Genomic DNA, 18,308 nt, shown 5'->3' on the forward strand with positions numbered 1-18,308 from the left:
ATGCATTAAGTCTTTAATGGGTTAATTATCACATGAGCACATTGTCAAATTAAAAAATATGGCGAACTTAAAAGAAATACGCGGAAGAATAGCATCGGTATCCTCTACCATGCAGATCACCAGCGCCATGAAAATGGTGTCTGCTGCAAAGTTGAAAAAGGCTCAGGATGCCATCACAGCCATGCGGCCCTATGCAGAAAAGCTCACCGAGCTGTTGCAAGGCCTCAGTGCCACCCTGGAAGGGGATTCCGGCAGCGTATATGCCGGGCAACGTGATGTGAAGAAGGTACTGACAGTGGTCATTACTTCCAACAGGGGACTCTGCGGTGCTTTTAACAGTAATGTGATCAAAGAAGCCAAGCAGGTCGCCGAAGGATATAAAGGGAATCAGGTCGATTTTATGACCGTCGGTAAAAAAGGCGGGGATGTACTCGCAAAATCGTTTACCGTAGTGGAAAGCCACAATGAGGTCTTTGATGACCTTACCTTTGACAATGTATCGGAAATAGCAGAGCGGTTAATGGCCATGTATGTAGATGGTTCTTACGATAAGATCGTGTTGCTGTATAACCACTTTAAGAATGCCGGTACCCAGATCGTGAGAAACGAACAGTTTTTGCCCATTATACCGATAGCAGAGGGCGATGAACTGGCTTCCGATTATATTTTTGAGCCTACCAAAGAAGAGATCATCGAAACATTGATCCCTAAGTCGCTCAAAACACAATTGTACAAGGCAATCCGCGATTCCTTCGCCTCAGAGCACGGAGCGCGAATGACTGCAATGCACAAGGCAACTGATAATGCCAAGGAACTGAGAGACCAGTTGAAATTGACATACAACAAAGCCCGTCAGGCCGCTATTACCAATGAAATATTGGAAATCGTCGGTGGTGCGGAAGCGTTGAATAACTAGGCAAAGCGCAGTGCTGAGCAATTAGAATAAAATATATTGATATACCAGGCCTGTAAAGCAACTAACGTTTTACAGGCCTTTTTATTTGCAAACCAGGGAGATCCTCCTTCCCGGTTATCGGGCCCAGGATAAACTAAAGTCGAGGTAGGCATGAAATTTGAAAACAGTATATTTACTAAAACAAATTCGAAAATGAGAACAGCGATAAATATCCTTGTTGGAATTATGATGATGTCTGCCTTTTCACAGTGTGCCAATTCCAGGAAAGCCATATCTCAAAAGCCAGATGGTCTGGAACTGGGCGAAGTGGTTTCCGAAGCCTGGACTATGGAAAGCAGCCCCGAATCCGGGACCAACCTGTTCATTCCCGTCACTTCCGCGAACGGGATATTTCTGGATAGTGTATTTTACAAGGGAAGAAGAACAGCTCTGGAAAAAGTACAACGCGGCAGTTACCTGGTCTATATTGGGAGGTTTATGGACTCCTCCAAGCCAGACATCGTGATGCATGCCGACCCCAGGAAAGAAGCCGGAAACAGGCCCCCGGAAATAAGAAAACCCATCCCTTTTGAACTTGCAGAGGACGAGGCTGTGGTCAGCTTTAAGGAAGGGGATGTCGTAAAATATTTCAAAATACCACATGTAAAAGAAGGAAAACCAGTAGTAAACCCCCGGAAGGAATAAGCCCGAAGAGGTTTTCTATACACAGAGCTACAGGTATGGTGTTCGATTCGGTTTCCCGGTTGCCGAGCGAAGCCAATTCCCGGTTGCTGAGCGAAGCCGAAGCATTAGGCTTTTTCACTACTTTTCCATACTTTTATCCCCCACAAATCCGATGAACTGTTGGGTGCACTTCAAAAACTTTTCAAGCATACATTTATTTACGGGCTGGCGACAGTGCTGCCGAGGATGCTTACCTTTCTCCTGGTTCCGCTGTATACCGACATTCTCCCGAAGGAGGAGTATGGGGAGGTCAGCATCCTTTATAGCTGGATCGCCATTTTCAACGTAGTGCTGGCCTATGGGATGGAAACCGCCTTTTTCCGGTTCTATAACCTGGAAGCGGATAAGCAAAAAGTGGTAAACACCTCTTCGCTCTCTTTGGTCGTTACGACCCTGTTGTTCCTGTTCCTTTTCCTTCCGTTCCGGGAGCCGTTGGCTGTACTGAGCAATGTGGACACAAAGTTTATTGTCTATACAGTATGGATTCTTGCGCTGGATGCCCTGGCCATTATTCCTTTTGCCAGGCTCAGGGCTACCGAAAGGCCGTTGGCCTATACGTATATCAAGATGGGCAATGTGGCCGTAAACTTCGGGCTGAATTTCTTTTTTCTCATTTTCCTGCCCCGGCTTGCCGATGGAGCCACAGGCAATGTATGGAACCTTCTTTATATAGACGATTTTGAGATTGCCTATATCTTTATTTCTAACCTGGTGGCCAGTGCCCTTACCTTCCTGGTGGTATTGCCCATGTACCGAAAAGTAAAATGGCGTTTCGACCGGGAATTGTGGGTGAAAATGATGCGGTATGCATGGCCCGTACTGATTGCAGGCCTGGCCTATACGGTCAACGAAGTTTTTGACCGCCTGCTGTTGGATTATCTTCTTCCCAAAGATATTGCCAAAGGCGAAGTAGGGGCTTATTCTGCCTGTCGCAAGATAGCCACATTTATGATGCTTTATGCCACAGCATTCCGGCTGGGAGTCGAGCCCTTTTTCTTTAGCTATGCAAAAAACAAGAACGCTCCGGAAACCTATGCCCTGGTAACGCAGTATTTTGTGATCTTCGGTTCGTGTATTTTGCTCGGGGTGATGGCGTTTATAACCCCCCTGAAATCCCTGATCATCCGGGATGAATCTTACTGGGAAGCCCTGGGGGTTGTGCCCATGATCATCCTGGGTAACTTATGCCTGGGCATCTATCACAACCTCTCCGTATGGTACAAGGTCACGGATAAGACCCGATACGGTGCCTATATTTCCGTTTTCGGCGCCCTGGTGACCCTGGTGCTGAATTTTGCCCTCATCCCGCTTATAAGCTACAAAGGTTCGGCAATAGCCGTCCTTGCTGCATATGGCAGCATGATGTTAATATCCTACATACTGGGCCAAAAACACTACCCCGTTCCATACAACCTGAAGAAAATCGGGGCCTACCTGTCTGTTTCTGTTTTATTCTCCCTGCTTTCCTTTTACGTATTTAAAAGCGATATTGTTGTAGGAAGTGGGCTACTTTTAGTATTTTTGACCCTGGTGTTTTACCTGGAAAGGAAAGAGTTAAAAAGAATTTTCCTAGACAGGTACAGGCCCGGCAGGTAAAACGGGGACAGGAAAGGAATATATTGTAAAAATCTACCGGAAACAGGCAGATAATGGCTGGTTTTACCGTTGTGAATGCCATACCCGGTTAAAAAATGATAAAAAAATGACTGTAAAAATAATGAACAGGTCCAAACATGCGTTACCTAACTATGAAACTGAAGCGTCTGCCGGAATGGACCTCCGTGCCGATCTCGATAAACCCGTTACCCTGAAACCCCTGCAAAGGGCCATAGTAGGAACAGGTCTTTACATAGAGCTACCCGTAGGATATGAGGCCCAGGTACGTCCCAGGAGTGGGCTGGCTGCAAAGAAAGGGGTCACGGTTCTCAATGCACCGGGCACCATAGATGCCGATTACCGGGGCGAGATAGGTGTGATCCTTGTGAACCTTTCCGACACGGATTTTGTGGTCGAAGACGGAGAACGCATAGCGCAACTGATCATTGCCAGGCACGAAAGGGCTGAATGGAAAGAAGCAGAAGAGCTGTCCGACACCCTCCGGGGAAAAGGAGGCTTCGGAAGTACCGGGGTTAAGTAACCGGAAATAAAGAAAATATAAAAACACACGAGTGATATAATAATAGCCGGGCTTTGGTATGGCCTCCGGCGAAAAACACAACACACACATGAAAATAATAGTACCTATGGCAGGTCGGGGGTCCCGTCTGCGTCCGCACACGTTGACCGTCCCGAAACCATTGATCCCCATTGCGGGAAAACCCATTGTACAACGCCTGGTGGAAGACATAGCAGGTGTCCTGAAACAGGATATCGAAGAAGTGGCCTTTATCATCAAGGACGACTTTGGCCAGGAAATAGAGAACACGCTGTTGTCCATAGCCGAAAAACTCGGGGCAAAGGGGACCATCTATTACCAGGATAAGCCCCTGGGAACAGGCCACGCCATTATGTGTGCGGCCGATTCGCTTTCCGGGCCCTGTGTCATTGCCTATGCAGACACCCTGTTCAAGGCCGATTTTACCCTGGATGAAAGCGCAGACAGCGTGATCTGGGTAAAACAGGTCGAAAATCCCGAAGCCTACGGGGTTGTACAGCTCAACGACGAAAAAGAGATCTCCGGGCTGGTGGAAAAACCCACAGTGTTTATCTCTGACCTTGCAGTTATAGGGATATACTATTTTAAAGACGCCGGAGTGCTCAAGACCGAACTCCAGGGCGTTCTGGACAACAATATTATCAACGGCGGGGAATACCAGATCAATGACGGCATAAAGGCCATGATGGAAAAGGGGATGAAGTTCGTGCCCGGTAAGGTAGATGAATGGATGGACTGCGGCAATAAGAACGTTACCGTGGAAACCAACACCAGGATGCTCGGTTTTCTGCAAACAGATAGTGAGAAGCTGGTGTCTGATACCGTGGACCTGGAAAATTCCGAGATCATTCCGCCTTGTTATATCGGAGAGAATGTAGTCTTGAAAAACGCGAAGATAGGACCGTATGTCTCGCTGGGGGACGGATGTTTTGTAGAGAATGCCGAGATCAGGAACAGCCTGGTACAAACTCGTGTCATTCTCAAAAATGCAAAACTGGATAACGCCATGATCGGAAATCACGCGAGGTTCGACGGTGAGTTTACCAGTGTAAGCATAGGAGATTATTCGGTACTGGAATAATGTCCGGTTACCGGTTGCCAGTCACGAGTTGTCCGGTTGCCAGTTTTCAACCTGCTAACCGGTTCCCGGTCCGAAAATAAAGAAATAATCGTTCGGGGGCTGGTACAGTTCTTGAGAATCCATAAATTTGAAAAGTGGGAACAAAGACGTTCATAGCAGTGTTTTTCGGACTGTACTCCCTGTGTGGGAGCTACGGCCAGGAACCTGACTTGACGGCAGAAAGCGCCGAAATATCCACTGAATCCAATTCCGATGCGTTCCAGGAGCACTTTTTCGAAGCCCTGAAGCAAAAGGGAATAGAAAATTACGAAAAGGCCATAGACGAACTGCTGGAATGCAAGAAACTGGAACCGGAGAACGATGTGGTAGACTATGAACTGGGCCGCAATCACCTGATGTTAAGGCAATACGATCAGGCAGAGACTTATCTGCTCGCAGCGGTGGAAAAGAACCCGGAAATATGGTATCTCGACGCCCTGTTCAGTGTATACGAAAAGCAAAACAATACGGATAAGGCCATAGAAGTAGGGCACAGGCTGGCAAAAGCCAACGGCAAATACAAGGAAAACCTGGTCCGCATTTATATCAACACCGAAAAATATGAGCAGGCCCTGGCCCTGATCGAGGAGCTGGATGGAGAGCGGGGAAAGTCGGAACAACGGGAAAGACAAAAAGTGTGGATACAAACACGAATGCGGTTACAACAGGAGCCCGGACCAACAGAAGTGGCCGAAAACGAAAATACCGGAGAGAAAAACGAACTGGAGGAGATATACAACAAAATAGAAAGTTATAAAAAGCTCTTTAACCACGATGAAGTGCTTAAGATTACCGAAGGTGCCCTGGAGATCTACCCGTCGCAACCTGGTTTGTATTATAACAAAGCCCATGCCCTTAACCGCCTGAAAAAACACAAGCAAGCCATAAGTGCCCTGCAAACAGCCCTGGATTACCTGATTGACAATACCGAACTGGAGAACAACATATACCGGGAATTTGTCATCGCCTATAATTCCCTGGGAAATAACAAAAAGGCAGATGAATATGCCCAAAAAATAAAACCGTAAGGGCACGATGCATTGTGCCCCCACAACAAAGGCAGAAAATAGCAACGGATAAAATGAGATATATACACAGGATGCCATTTGTGCTGTTGATGTTAATAGCCATGGTATGGATGCAGTCGTGTAAGAGCACCAGGGCCGTAGCCGAAGGAGAGGCCGTCCGCGACCTCCCCGCAAGGCAGATCATCAAAAGGCATTACAAGAACGAGCTGGATTTTAAAACTGTTGTCGGAAGAATGCATGTGAATTACGATAATGGCTCTTCCTCCCAGGGTGTTAACCTGAGTTTCCGGATGGAAAAGGACAAGGCCATATGGCTCAGTGCTACCATGAACCTGGCAAAAGTGTACATTACTCCCGAAAGGGTGAGCTTTTACAACAAGCTAGACAATAGCTATTTCGACGGCGACTTTACCTATCTGAGCCATCTTCTGGGCACCGAGTTGGATTTCGAAAAAGTGCAGAACATGTTGCTGGGCCAGGCTATGTTCAATCTCAGGGACGATTCTTATAATTCCCTGGTTGTGAACAATAACTACCAGTTAAAGCCCGTTAAGGATATGGATTTCCTCAAAGTATTGTTTCAGGTGGAGCCCGCCAATTTCAAAATAGGGCGGCAGTTGTTATCCGAACCGGAGGCCGGAAGGCAACTGGATATCGAATATAAGACCTATCAGCAGGTGGCAGAGCAGATATTTCCTGAAGAGATCGGGATCAGCGCGCGCGAGAACGGTAAGGAAACCAGGATCGATATAAAATACAGGAACATAGAGTTTAACCGTAAAGTAAGATTTCCTTACAGCATCCCAAAGGGATACAAGGAAATAAACCTGAAAGGAGAACTGTAAAATAACCCGGATTTGGATATATATTAAATGATGATCTGCATGACGAGAGAACGCATTTTTTTACTGTTGATGACCCTTCTGTTCTGCAGTTTTGCAAATGCGCAGAACAGGGAGCAAAAAGAACTGGAGGCCAAAAGAGCCCGTTTGCAGGAAGAAATAAGGCAGATCAACACCCTTTTGTCTCAGCAGAAAAAGGAACGGCAGAATGTGGTTACCGAGGTGGAAGACCTCAACCAGAAGATCAGGGTACGACAGGAACTCATACAAGTGACCAACCGCCAGGCCAATCTTCTCAACCGCCAGGTCAACAACAATATGAAAAAGATAGCCGATCTGAGAAAAGAGCTCGGCACCTTAAAGGAAGATTATGCCGGGACCATACGCCGCAGCTATAAGGGCAAGTCCAGGCAAAACAGGTTGATGTTCCTGCTCTCTTCCGAGAGTTTTTTCCAGGCTTATAAGCGTTTGCAATACATGAAGCAATACGCCGATTACCGGAAAGAACAAGGGCGTTCCATAGAAGCTAAGACCATAGAGCTCCAGGAGCTCAATAAAGGCCTTATAGCCCAGCGCAAGGAAAAAGAAGTGCTGATCGGTGAGAACAAGAAGGAACAGCAGGCCCTGGAAAAAGAAAGGCAGGAACAACAGGCGCTCATTGCCAGTATCCGGAAAAAGGAATCGAAATACAATTCCCAGATCACCAAAAAACGCAGGGAGACAAAAGCCATAGACCGGCAGATAGAAAAACTGATCCGGGAAGCCATTGCCGAATCTAACAAAAAAGCAGGGAAAAGCAGCAGTAATGCCACCTTTGCACTGACCCCGGAAGCCAAGGTCATCGCCAATAATTTTTCTGCCAACAAGGGCAAGCTGATATGGCCGGTAGAAAAGGGAGTGAAGAGCAAAGGGTATGGAGAGTATTCCGATCCGGTCTATCCCGCGGTAAAAAACTTTAACAACGGGGTGATCATTTCCACCCAGAGAGGAGAAAAGGCCCGGGCTGTCTTTGACGGGGAAGTGTCGGCCATTATCGCCGTTCCCGGGGCTAACAAGGCCGTACAGCTACGACATGGAAATTACATCACAACCTATTACAACCTCGGTAAGATCTATGTGAAAAAAGGACAGAAAGTGTCTGCAAAAACACAGCTCGGAGAAATATTTACCAGCCCTTCTACCGGGAAGACCGAACTCAAGTTTTTCCTGTACAGGGATACCAATCGCCTGAATCCGGAACAATGGATTTACAGGATGTGATACAAACAACCTGAAAAAAAGATATCATGTTACCAACCGACACCCTTTTGCTATTTGCTCTCGCTGCCCTGATCATGGTAATGAGCCCGGGGCCCAACATGGTCTATCTCATATCCCGCTCCCTTTCACAGGGAAAAGAAGCCGGGGTCATTTCCCTTTTCGGAGTGATATGTGGTTTCCTGTTTCATATCGTTATGGTGTCTTTTGGCCTTACGGCCATATTTTTTGCCATTCCCTATGCTTATTTGACTGTAAAGGTGCTCGGGATAGGATATTTGTTGTTCCTGGCCTATAAGGCCGTAAAATCTGGGAAAAACGATCTTTTTAGTGCAGACCGTACGCTAAAAAACGATTCAAAGATCAGATTGTTCCATGTCGGTTTCCTCACCAATGTATTGAATCCAAAGATGGCAGTTTTCTATCTGTCTCTTTTCCCGCAGTTCATAAAACCGGAATACGGTTCAGTCCTCACACAGAGTTTCCAGTTAGGCGTTGTACAGGTGTTGATCAGCTTTTCAGTAAACTTTCTGATTGTCATCTTTGCCGCCCGGATGTCGGTATGGTTTTCAAGGAATCCCTCCTGGGCAAAGTTTCAGCGCTGGTTTATGGCTAGTGTGCTTACCGGACTTGCCGTAAAAATGGCATTTACAAAAGCCAGGTAAAACACCTCTTTTCCGCCAAAAAGGAATAAAATCTTCACCCATCTGCGCAACAAAGAAGATCGAACAAAATCAGGTTTTTGTAGCCGGCTATATTATTTGGCCAGTATGCCTTGTTGTTCCATAACAGGTAGGTCGGTCAGGGCGCTTTCCCGGATCGTGTTTTTGGAGAACAGGTATTTCTTTTCATACAGCTTGCCCTCCGAGAAGAAAGTGACGTAAAACTCGTTGTGAAGCCCGAAAACCTCTTCCTGGACCAGCTCTATCTTGGCAAAATCCCTTGCACCCACTACCCCTATGCCGTGCCGCATTACAGAAGTCCTGGTGTCCCCGTCATAACCCCTGGAAACCACCAATACCATTTCTATGGGAGTTTTCTGGTTGTTAATGATATAGGCATTCCAGTCTTTGGAGAGGAATTCTTCATTCCATTCCCTGACCACGGCAACATATACATCCTTGACAACGGGGATTTCTATGTCTTTCTTCATAACGGGAAAATGTTTATCCTGGATAAAAAGTCTTCGGACAATCGCGCCCTTAAAGAACGGATTTGAACTGCCCCAGAAAGCGTACATCATTCTCACTGAGCATGCGGATGTCCGGTATCTGGTGCAACAGCATCGCTATACGGTCTATTCCTATACCAAAAGCAAAACCAGAGTATTCAGTGGAATCTATATTGCAATTTTTCAATACGTTAGGGTCAACCATACCGCATCCCATGATCTCCAGCCAGCCGGTGCCCTTGGTGATCTTATAGTCCGATTCCGTTTCTAGGCCCCAGTATACATCCACTTCGGCACTGGGTTCCGTAAACGGGAAATAGGAAGGCCGCAGGCGTATTTTCGATTTTCCGAACATTTCCTTGGTGAAATACTGCAGGGTCTGTTTCAGGTCGGCAAAAGAAACGCCTTTGTCGATGTAAAGTCCTTCCACCTGGTGAAAAAAGCAGTGCGAACGCGCCGAAATGGCCTCATTACGGTATACCCGGCCAGGAGAAATAGTTCGTATTGGCGGTTTGTGTTCCTCCATATAGCGCACCTGTACTGACGAGGTGTGTGTCCGCAACAGGATATCCGGATCGGTCTGGATAAAGAAAGTATCCTGCATATCCCTTGCAGGGTGGTATTCCGGGAGGTTCAGGGCGGTAAAGTTGTGCCAGTCGTCCTCTATTTCAGGCCCTTCGGAAACATTAAAACCGATACGCGAAAAAATATCGATGATCTGGTTTTTAACGATAGAGATCGGATGGCGTGCCCCCAGGGGAATCGGCTCCGCAGGGCGTGTCAGGTCACCGTAAATACTTTTCTGGTCTGCCTGGCTTTCCAGGGCTTCCTTTAAAGCGTTTACCTTTTCCTGAGCAGCGTTTTTAAGGTGGTTCACAGCCTGGCCAAATTCCTTTTTCTCTCCGTTGGGAACACTTTTAAAAGCAGCAAAGAAATCGTTGAGCACCCCTTTTTTGCCGAGATACCTGATCCGGAATGCTTCTATTTCTTCTTTATCCGAAGAGGTAAATTGCTCTACCTCGGTAATGTATTCCTTAATCTTGTCTATCATGGAGCAACTTTTTTTATGAATATGGCAATTTTTACTGGTTTCTCCCCTTCGGGACCAGCAAAAAACGAAGGACAGCCCCCCCTTTTCCTCTGAAGCGGGGACAACCGCCGATTTCATTGGAATACGAAAAGTTGCCATCCCGCCTTAACAGAGAGCAAATTTACTTTTTTTTACTTATTTTATAAATTCTTTCTCCATAAAATACTGTACGATGGCCTCTTTCATCAAAACCGATTGCTCTCCTGCTTTTAAATGAGGGAGTTGCTCCTTGGTGTTGTAATGGGGCCAGCCGTCCTTGTCGATATAGTCAAATTCATAATAGCCATAAGGTTCCAGAAGCCTGCATATGGCAATGTGCATCAGGTTGATCTTGTCGTCCTTTTTGAATTTCCGGCCCAGTTGCCCCAGTTCCTGTACGCCGATAAGATATATAATAGAGTCCAGGTCCAGGGTATCGCCATCGGCAAACTTTCCGGACAGCTTTTTTACCAGGATATCCCAGCGCTCTTTCAGTTTTTCGTCTCTAGTCATGTTTTGAAATTCAGTATTGCAAATGTACAAAGTGATGCAGCAAATCGTAAATCAAAAATCGTAATTCGTAAATCATTTATATATCTTTGATATCACGATCAAGATAAAACAGCATGAATTATATAGACATAGCGATCGGGGTACTTATCGTTTTCGGCTTTGTACGCGGGCTTTTCAAGGGGCTTTTTGTGGAAATAGCTTCGCTGGCAGCCCTGATCCTGGGAATTTATTTTGCCATACACTTTTCGTATATAGCCGGGGATTACCTGGAAAACTATGTAGACTGGGATGAGAAATACCTCAACCTCGCCGCTTTTATCCTTGTGTTTTGTGTGGTGATCATAGTGGTATCTCTCGCCGGAAAACTCCTGACAAAAATTGCTGATTTTGCAGCATTGGGCCTGCTCAACAAAGTCCTGGGCGGTCTCTTCGGCGGATTGAAAGTAGTGGTGGTCATAGGGGCCCTCCTGGTCTTTTTTGATGCTACCGACAATGTAATGAGCTTTGTGGATGCAGAAAAGAAGAGGACCTCTGTGTTGTATACACCCGTTAAAGAGATTGGGGAGGCCGTGTTCCACCTGGTGCTTGAAAATAAGGATGAAAATCTCGGTCTCGGTTGGGAGCTATCGGACCCTGATCCTTAAAGTCCGTTAATATGCGTACATCCCTGTACGACAGGAATGTCTTCTCAATAACGCACCGTAAAAAAGGGATATGAGATGTGCCTTTCTCATTGTCTGGTATGTTAATAAATGTTAATTTTGAAAAACCAATCAATACCAGGCAACTTATATGTACCTCTTGTTTAGAACTCCATGTATTTTTATATGGATATTATTTTTTTCCGTTCACATCGGTTACGCCGCACCTATACAGGAGGCCTCTTCCAAAGCTCCGCAAACAGATGTAATAAACCTGTTGGATAGCCTGTATATAACCGGGAGCAGGTTCTTGCAGAAAAGGGATTTTTCCCCGGCGCAACAGCACTTTGAAGAAGGTTTGTCCATAGCTAAAAAACAGGGTGACTCTCTCTATACAGGTCGTCTTTACAATGGATTGGGGGCCGTAGCTCTTTATCAGAATCAGAACGGGCGGGCGCTGGAATACTTTCATACCAGCCTGGCTTATATAAACAAGGACCGATATCCTGACGATGTGGCCAAAGTATTTTCCAATATGTCAGCGCTCTATGCAAGGCTTAAGGAATTTGAAAAGGCAAAAGACCTGTTGGAAGAAGCTCTTGAATTTGTCGGAGAAAAGACTTTGATACGGCTTAACCTGTTGGCCAATCTAGCTTCATTGTGTATGGACCTTGAGGATTTTGATCGTGCGGAAGCTCTTGTCAATGAAACTCTTATGCTGGCTGATGAGCTTGGCCAGCCCATGATGAAAGCTGTTATGCTGGGTAATCTGGTAAAAAGATACACGGACCAGGGGCGATGGCAGGAAGGGATAAAAGCGGGGGAGGAAAGCCTGAAAATAAGAGATAGCCTGGGGTTGGGCAGCCCGATGATTACATTGAATAACCTGGGATATGCCTGGCAAAAATCAGGGCGGACAGACAAAGCAGAAGAATACTATCGTCGGGCTCTTGAAGAAGCTGAAGGCGAATACCGGCTACAACTATTGCTCAACCTTGCAAACCTTGCCCGGGAAACCGGAGACCTGCGGGGTTCCCTCCGTTGGTTTGATGCCTATAACGAACTGAAAGATTCCCTGGCCGCACTTGACTACCGGGCAAAAGTGGCCGAACTCACCGAAAAATATGAATCGGATAAAAAGCAATTTCAGATAGATAATTTGCAGGCAGAAAAGGAATTACAGGCCGAACTCATCAACCGGCAAAAGATCCTGGTGGTTGCTTCCCTGGCATTATTACTGTTGTTTGCGGGATTGATATACGTGTGGATAAAACAGAACAAAACCCGGCAGGCCCTGGAAAAATCCAGGATACAACAGCGCTTTCTGCTTACACAGCTCAACCCGCATTTTATTTTTAACGCCCTGCAAAGCGTACAGAATTTTATCTTTAAGAATGAAAAGGAAACCTCGGTAGAATATCTGGGCAGCTTTGGCAAACTTATAAGGTCCGTACTGGAAAGCTCAGACAGGGAAACCATTTCACTGGAGAAAGAGATGGAAATGATACACAATTTTCTTCATCTTCAACAATTGAATTCAGACCACAGTTTTATGTTCGAGATCACGGAAGAGCTGCCGGAAGAAACAGATGCGTATTATATTCCGGTAATGCTGGTACAACCCTTTGTAGAGAATGCCGTGATCCACGGAGTGAAAGGTGTTCCGGAAGGAAAAATACAGGTAGGCATAAAAAACGGAGAAGCAGGGCATATGTTACAGGTTGAGATATGCGATAATGGAAGAGGGATAGATCCCGAACGAAAACAAAATGCAGATGCCCTTCACCGTTCCATGGGAATGGAGATCGTAAATAAGAGAATACGCGAATTCAATAAGGGAAGTGAAAGGAAGATACACGTGGAGATAACACCTTTCCGGGAAGATACCGATTTTCCCGGAACCAGGGTGCTTATAGACCTGCCGATACTCTGGGAATGATCTGTACAAAGAAAACGAGGACATTCTTTCAGGCCGGATTTTATCGCAAAAGAGCAAAATGTGCATGAAAAGTTCAATAAAACATACGGGGACCACTTGTCTGATTGTAGAGGACGACGATCGGTCGGGAGAATTCATCGCTTCCGTCCTGACTGAAAAATTTAAGGGATTGCATATATACAAAGCAGAAAACCTGGAAGAAGCGGAAGAGGTGTTTTATACCATACAGCCGCAACTCCTCTTTCTGGATATCAATCTCCCGGATGGTAATTCTTTTGAACTGCTGGAAAAAATTTACGGTAAAAGAGAACACGATTTTAAGGTGATCTTTATTACCGCCTATGCCGATTATGCCGTAGAGGCCTTCCGGTACAGCGCCCTGGATTTTTTGCTCAAACCCGTTACTCCCAAAGAAATAGAGACTGCGGTGAAAAGAGTGATCGAAACATTGCAACAGGAAACTTACTATCTGCAATTGGAGGCCTTTTTTCAAAATTACAGGAAAGAAAGAAGCCCGGAAAAAAAGATTGTTCTGAAAACCTCCGACCGGATTCATGTCATAAAAACAAAGGATATTTGTTATGCACAGGCAGACAATAATTATACGGTTTTTTCTCTGGAGCCGGATAAAAAGATAGTGGTTTCACAGCCATTAAAAGTTTTTGAAGAAAAACTGTCTCCACTTGGTTTTATGCGTGTACATCAATCTTATCTGGTCAATTTTGCTCATGTAGTTATGTACCGCAAAAAAGAAGAGCATCTTGTTTTAAATAATGGATCCCATATCCCTGTTTCCAAAAGTAAAAAGGCAGGAGTCCTTTTGTTTTTTGACTCTTTGTAAAAATTGAATGCTCGGAAATTCCTTGTAATTACTCATCAGGGCATTTCAAATACTAAAACAATTGGAGGTGCTGTGTTTTTATGGGATATATCGGCTAATTTTACGAGACAGAACCCAAAGATTTACACGATGAACAGTTCGTTTAGGATGATATTTGTTGTGATGGCTTGTTGTTTATTATCCCTGAACGGCCAGGCTCAAATATTGAAAAAAGTAATGAAAAAGGTCCGGAAAATAACCGCCAAAGTGGACCCTCATGCATGGAAACCCGGTTCTGCTATAACCACGTCCATAAACGATACTTTGTATGGATTCAATTGGTTTGATGAGGATTTTTTTGATCCGGAAATGGCCAACACTATAACCAGCTTCAAGTTAAAACCTGGTTATTACAAGGCTACTGTAAGATCATACTGCCTGAAGGCAGGAGTATACGGGCCTACTCAGGGAGATGGTTATCAGATAGCTAAACTTAAAGGACTAAAAGCCGGGATTATAAATTCTATTTTAAAAAGATCTGTTGATTTTCCCGACATACCCCAGTCGGATGTACAGACCCTTATTTGGGGGATAGAAGCAGGAGCGAAATTTTCTGATTATCCCCTGGATTTTCAGTCCCGGGTAAAACCCTTATTGACCGCCAGGGAAATATTGACCTTGCAGGTAAATGTAAAGGAGATCGCCGGTAAGCACCTTCCCGAAGAGATAAAGTCTCTTACAAATACATATATGTCGCTGCGGGACAGGATGCAATCGGCACAGATGCAATACAGTGAACTGGAAGCCATTGCCGTAAAGACCGGTGTGGCTCCCATGGGTTCCGGCAGTAAAATTATTGATAAGGGAATTTGGTCTTATATAGGTCGGGGCTTTTATCTACGGAGCAATTCCAGGGGGTATAGTGAGACAGACATAAAACTATACCGGCCTGCCCAATTGGATATTGTTAAAGATGAAAAAGGAAGGGTGACCACGATTTCCTATGAGGGAAATTCTATACAAATTCAATATAATGATAGCGTTGGCGAAACCGTATTTCCATATGGCCAGATAAATGTGCCGGTATGGAAAATAGAGGGCATTACTTTCGTAGGGCAGGACCCCGGACAGCGTAAGGTCATAGAAAATGGTGCATGGATATTCCGCGGATCTTTTGGAGAATTGGCCGAAGTCATGGAAAAGACACCTAATCCCGGAGAAAGGGAACAACCGGGTTTTGAAGGACATGGACCATACATGCCGGACATTACCCCTGATTTTTCCATACAGCAAGCTCAAAAACCCACCTGGGAACAGATCAAGGGAAGGTATCAGGAGCTGAAAAAATGGGTGGATCAATATAAAGAATATAAAGGATATTTGGATGAGGCAGGAGAGTTCACGGATGTTAAGCCCACGGAAGAATACCTGAATGAAGCGGATATAAATAAAAGAATTTACGATGGTATCAAGGTGGCTATGAATCCAACAGATATTAAGGGGAGATCTAACTGGATGAGAAATCACTTTAAGATGATTATGGATATGTGGATAAACTCTATTTGTGCCTTAAGAGGGGGATGTGGTGATGGTGATAATGATGCCAAGTCACCGGATCTTCCTTCCTATGTTGCGCAGCCGGGCAATACCAATAAGCAAAGAATTGGTCTGAGTGAGTACAAGGAATAATAAAATTATAGATTGCTGCAAATTTTAATTCAAAAACCAGAACAATGATAAAAAGATCCGTTTTATTCAGTTTCGTTGCTGTTATTGGCCTCAATTCTTGTTTAAACAAAGAACAGAAAGAGGGATTAAAGGCAATAAAAGAAATGAGCAAAGAAATTGAAGAACATGAAGAGGTTGCCAAAAGCACAGAAGAAAATGGCTCCTTTAGTATAGAAATTGATGGAAAGCAATATGATAGTTCCGGATTCAATGCCACGCTGATGGCAAGTGAGGACACAAAGCGCATTTTAATGTTAGAGGCTTCTTCAGAAGAGGGGGATATGCATATTCAGATTCACTTTAAAGTGGCCACTCTCAAGGAAGGGACCTATGAGGCGGGTAATTATATGAAACGGGCAGCAGCAGGCGAAGAGATTGAGAAGAAAGAAGTGTTATGTACAGCACTGTTTGACGATGCGATGGCGGAAGAAGGTTCCGTTACAATCTCTGACCTCGATCTTAAAGGAAACCCCAATACCATTTCGGGAAAATATGAATTTTCCGTACAGGAATCCAATGGAAAAATAAAAGTACTTAAGGGCGAGTTTAAGGAAATTGGTATTTATAAGGCAATGGGAGCTACGATGGAGTGAACCTCTGCTGACCAACTACCTACTGTTTACCGATCACCGATTACCACCTTGTCATAGGAACCGTGCAGTCGAAGCACAATCTTTTCTGTATACGATGCGTTTACCCTGAATACATTATGGGTTTATGCTGATTTTTCTATCTTTAGACAGCAATTTTCAGAGGACCTTAAATTTGCCTGTCAATGAAAGATCATAAGCGTACAAGAGCATTTTATTTATGTCTTTTGTTATTTTTTTCGAGCCTGGTGAGCTGTTCATCATCAAAAAAAATAGCGACCCTGAAGCCCGAGCCCGGTAAAGCAGCTCCTTTGGTTTATGAAAATACATACTCGTTTATAAACCTTCCTGTCACCATAAAACTAAAAGATGTAGAACGGATAACGAACAATTCGTTCGGGGGGCTTATCTATGAAGATAAGAACTTTGAAGACGACGACCTTAAAATGAAGGTCTGGAAAGAGCAGGCCATTTCCATAACCAGCGAAAACGGAAAGCTAAAAACCGTATTACCATTAAAAGCATTGATAAATTATCGGTTCAGCGCCAATAAATTCGGATTGCCCCTGGAAGATATCAGGAATATTTCTTTAAGCGGCACCATTACCTTTATTAGTGATGTCGGGCTCTTTAATTGGCAGTTAAGGACGAATACGAGGTTAAAATCCCTGGTGTGGAATGAAAAGCCAAGCATGAATGTCATGGGGCAAAAGGTCCCGATTACCAGCCTGGTTAACCCGGCAGTTTCTTTGTTAAAGCCTGCTGTTGAAGAAAGTATAGACCATGCCATCAGGGAATCGCTGGACTTTAAACCCAATGTACTGGATGCCCTGGAAAAAATATGTACCCCGTTTCAGATGAGCGAGACCTATGAGAGTTGGTTGCGGATTATCCCGGAAGAATTATACACTACGGATGCTGTTTTAAAGGATGGGGCTATCACCTTTAAAATGGGTATGAAGTGTGCCATGGAGACCATTATCGGAAAAGAGCCCCAACCGAAATTCAACAGGGAAAAGATCGTTCTGAAACCCGTGGGCAGAATCCCCGAATCCGTTACGGCCAGTATAGCCGCCATATCGACGTATAAGGATGCCTCACGGATCCTGACCAGGAATTTTAAAGGCTATGAGTTTGGAGAAGGGAGAAAGAAAGTTGTGGTCAGAGGTGTTGATATCTGGCAAAAGGACGGTAAAATAATTATTGCTTTGGATGTGACTGGAAGTGTTAACGGTATTATTTATTTAACAGGCTATCCGCAATACAACGAGATCACCAAAGAAGTCTACTTTGATAAACTGGATTATGTACTCGATACAAAAAATGCCCTGTTAAGATCGGCGCAATGGCTGGCCGGCAATCGCGTATTACTTCAATTACAGGAAAAATGCAGGTATTCCATAGAACCCAATTTAATGGAGGGCAAAGAGAACGTAGAGCATTACCTTGAGAATTACTCCCCTATGAAAGGTGTTTTTGTTAACGGGTCTGTTCAGGAAATAATATTGGACAAGATCCAGTTGTCAGACACTGCCATGGTGGCCTTTATAAAACTTAAAGGAAAGGTCTCTGTTACTGTTGATGGTTTGGAATAACATCCCGTCGAGCTGGTTTCAGCATCCTATCCCGATGGCCCGATCAGTCCGGTAGGGCCCTGAAACCAAAGATTTGGCGAAGCCGGACAACGCCTGTTCCTATATACCGGGAATCGGGGAGGCGTACTACTTTTTTTGAAACCAGCCTTTTTAATTCAGTTTAGACAGGCTTTCTCTTTCCGGAAAATACCTGAAAACCAG

At 44.9% G+C, this 18,308-nt stretch carries 18 protein-coding genes; 15 read left to right on the plus strand and 3 right to left on the minus strand.

Annotation, left to right across the window (positions count from 1 at the left end):
- The first annotated feature begins 58 nt into the window (after positions 1 to 58).
- The 9 genes from atpG (at position 59) to KN811_RS12575 (ending at position 8,706) form a co-directional block, all read left to right on the plus strand.
- Positions 59 to 916: an ATP synthase F1 subunit gamma gene (gene atpG, locus KN811_RS12535; RefSeq protein ID WP_187966061.1), complete on the plus strand. Its 858-nt coding sequence runs from the start codon at positions 59 to 61 to the stop codon at positions 914 to 916.
- A 192-nt stretch (positions 917 to 1,108) separates the two neighbouring features.
- Entirely contained in the window at positions 1,109 to 1,600 is a 492-nt protein-coding gene (locus KN811_RS12540) for a hypothetical protein (protein ID WP_187966062.1), read from the plus strand.
- A gap of 159 nt (positions 1,601 to 1,759) precedes the next feature.
- Positions 1,760 to 3,235, plus strand: coding sequence for a lipopolysaccharide biosynthesis protein (locus tag KN811_RS12545; RefSeq protein WP_187966063.1), 1,476 nt, complete (start codon positions 1,760 to 1,762; stop codon positions 3,233 to 3,235).
- Between the two features lie 106 nt (positions 3,236 to 3,341).
- Positions 3,342 to 3,776, plus strand: a complete 435-nt coding sequence (gene dut, locus KN811_RS12550) for a dUTP diphosphatase (protein ID WP_187966064.1) — start codon at positions 3,342 to 3,344, stop codon at positions 3,774 to 3,776.
- A gap of 88 nt (positions 3,777 to 3,864) precedes the next feature.
- Positions 3,865 to 4,875 carry a sugar phosphate nucleotidyltransferase gene (locus KN811_RS12555; protein WP_187963493.1) on the plus strand — a complete coding sequence of 337 codons (1,011 nt, stop codon included), beginning with the start codon at positions 3,865 to 3,867 and terminating at the stop codon, positions 4,873 to 4,875.
- Positions 4,876 to 5,009: 134 nt separating this feature from the next.
- Positions 5,010 to 5,942 carry a tetratricopeptide repeat protein gene (locus KN811_RS22015; protein ID WP_187963494.1) on the plus strand — a complete coding sequence of 311 codons (933 nt, stop codon included), beginning with the start codon at positions 5,010 to 5,012 and terminating at the stop codon, positions 5,940 to 5,942.
- 53 nt (positions 5,943 to 5,995) lie between these two features.
- Positions 5,996 to 6,787 carry a lipoprotein insertase outer membrane protein LolB1 gene (lolB1, locus tag KN811_RS12565; protein ID WP_247716494.1) on the plus strand — a complete coding sequence of 264 codons (792 nt, stop codon included), beginning with the start codon at positions 5,996 to 5,998 and terminating at the stop codon, positions 6,785 to 6,787.
- A gap of 39 nt (positions 6,788 to 6,826) precedes the next feature.
- Positions 6,827 to 8,044 (plus strand): murein hydrolase activator EnvC family protein, encoded by a 1,218-nt coding sequence (locus KN811_RS12570; protein ID WP_187963495.1) that lies wholly within the window; start codon positions 6,827 to 6,829, stop codon positions 8,042 to 8,044.
- 26 nt (positions 8,045 to 8,070) lie between these two features.
- Positions 8,071 to 8,706, plus strand: a complete 636-nt coding sequence (locus KN811_RS12575; protein WP_187963496.1) for a LysE family translocator — start codon at positions 8,071 to 8,073, stop codon at positions 8,704 to 8,706.
- A 92-nt stretch (positions 8,707 to 8,798) separates the two neighbouring features.
- On the opposite strand, the gene KN811_RS12580 is transcribed toward KN811_RS12575, so the two are convergent.
- The 3 genes from KN811_RS12580 to KN811_RS12590 all read right to left on the minus strand — a co-directional run bounded on the left by KN811_RS12580 (position 8,799) and on the right by KN811_RS12590 (position 10,794).
- Positions 8,799 to 9,194, minus strand: a complete 396-nt coding sequence (locus tag KN811_RS12580; protein ID WP_187963497.1) for a hypothetical protein — start codon at positions 9,192 to 9,194, stop codon at positions 8,799 to 8,801.
- A 49-nt stretch (positions 9,195 to 9,243) separates the two neighbouring features.
- A complete protein-coding gene (gene pheS / locus KN811_RS12585; protein ID WP_187963498.1) occupies positions 9,244 to 10,263 on the minus strand; it encodes a phenylalanine--tRNA ligase subunit alpha in 1,020 nt (339 codons plus the stop codon).
- A 174-nt stretch (positions 10,264 to 10,437) separates the two neighbouring features.
- Complete coding sequence (locus KN811_RS12590; protein WP_187963499.1) at positions 10,438 to 10,794, minus strand: hypothetical protein; 357 nt, start codon at positions 10,792 to 10,794, stop codon at positions 10,438 to 10,440.
- Positions 10,795 to 10,907: 113 nt separating this feature from the next.
- Here KN811_RS12590 and KN811_RS12595 point away from each other — a divergent pair, with 113 nt between their 5' ends.
- The 6 genes from KN811_RS12595 to KN811_RS12620 all read left to right on the plus strand — a co-directional run bounded on the left by KN811_RS12595 (position 10,908) and on the right by KN811_RS12620 (position 18,107).
- Complete coding sequence (locus tag KN811_RS12595; protein ID WP_187963500.1) at positions 10,908 to 11,438, plus strand: CvpA family protein; 531 nt, start codon at positions 10,908 to 10,910, stop codon at positions 11,436 to 11,438.
- A 148-nt stretch (positions 11,439 to 11,586) separates the two neighbouring features.
- Entirely contained in the window at positions 11,587 to 13,374 is a 1,788-nt protein-coding gene (locus tag KN811_RS12600) for a tetratricopeptide repeat-containing sensor histidine kinase (RefSeq protein ID WP_187963501.1), read from the plus strand.
- Positions 13,375 to 13,438: 64 nt separating this feature from the next.
- Positions 13,439 to 14,215 carry a LytR/AlgR family response regulator transcription factor gene (locus KN811_RS12605; RefSeq protein ID WP_187963502.1) on the plus strand — a complete coding sequence of 259 codons (777 nt, stop codon included), beginning with the start codon at positions 13,439 to 13,441 and terminating at the stop codon, positions 14,213 to 14,215.
- 129 nt (positions 14,216 to 14,344) lie between these two features.
- Positions 14,345 to 15,883 (plus strand): hypothetical protein, encoded by a 1,539-nt coding sequence (locus KN811_RS12610; RefSeq protein WP_187963503.1) that lies wholly within the window; start codon positions 14,345 to 14,347, stop codon positions 15,881 to 15,883.
- A gap of 44 nt (positions 15,884 to 15,927) precedes the next feature.
- Positions 15,928 to 16,515, plus strand: a complete 588-nt coding sequence (locus tag KN811_RS12615) for a DUF6252 domain-containing protein (protein ID WP_187963504.1) — start codon at positions 15,928 to 15,930, stop codon at positions 16,513 to 16,515.
- A gap of 182 nt (positions 16,516 to 16,697) precedes the next feature.
- Entirely contained in the window at positions 16,698 to 18,107 is a 1,410-nt protein-coding gene (locus tag KN811_RS12620; RefSeq protein WP_187963505.1) for a DUF4403 family protein, read from the plus strand.
- The last annotated feature ends 201 nt before the right edge of the window (positions 18,108 to 18,308 follow it).

Source organism: Sinomicrobium weinanense (genome assembly GCF_018863395.1).
GTDB lineage: Bacteria > Bacteroidota > Bacteroidia > Flavobacteriales > Flavobacteriaceae > Sinomicrobium > Sinomicrobium weinanense.